The sequence below is a fragment of the Snuella lapsa genome (assembly GCF_039539345.1).
Classification (GTDB): domain Bacteria; phylum Bacteroidota; class Bacteroidia; order Flavobacteriales; family Flavobacteriaceae; genus Snuella; species Snuella lapsa.
In genome coordinates, this window is sequence record NZ_BAABCY010000126.1 from 1 (window position 1) to 803 (window position 803).

Annotated in this window: 1 protein-coding gene; it reads left to right on the forward strand. The window is 42.1% G+C overall.

The features are described 5' to 3' along the window. A partial coding sequence (locus ABD792_RS19165; RefSeq protein ID WP_345008198.1) for an IS982 family transposase occupies positions 1-803 on the forward strand: 803 nt, incomplete at both ends.

Genomic DNA, 803 nt, shown 5'->3' on the forward strand with positions numbered 1-803 from the left:
AGAATTTGCTTCACAGCTAGAAAATCGTCCACTTTTAGAGAATTCCACACCCCAAAGGCGCAATAGAAAGGGGCGTTTGTCCGATAGTGAGATGATGAGCATCTATCTCTTGTTCCATTTTGGACAGTTTACCAATTTCAAACATTTTTACACCCAATATGTCTGCAAACATCTGGACGATCTGTTCCCTGACCTGATCAGCTATGTAAGGTTCAATGCCAGGCAAGAACGTGTTTTACTGCCATTGATGCTTTATCTAAAGTACCGAGGGCTGGGCAAATCAAGAGGGATCAATTATATTGATTCCACCCTGCTCAGGGTCTGCCATATTAAACGGGAAAAACAGCACCGTGTCTTTAAGGGAATTGCTGAGAAAGGAAAATCCACCATGGGCTGGTTCTTTGGGTTCAAGTTGCACCTGATCATCAACGACAAAGGAGAGCTTCTGTCTTTCTATCTGACCAAGGGTAATGTGGACGACAGAAACCTAGAGGTGATGACAGCCATGACCAAGGAAGTCTTTGGAAAATTATTTGGGGACAAAGGTTATATTTCACAGGCCTTGGCTGACTTGCTCTTTCAGGATGGCATACAACTGATCACCAAAGTAAGGAAGAACATGAAGAAACAAAACCTTTCCGACGTAGACGCTATACTGCTAAGAAAGCGTGCTTTGGTCGAATCGGTAAACGATGAACTTAAAAATATATGTAAAATTGAACATACAAGACATAGGTCTCTCTCTGGCTTTTTGGTAAACCTTATTGCTGGACTAGTGGCTTTTTGTTTCTTCCCAAAGAAAC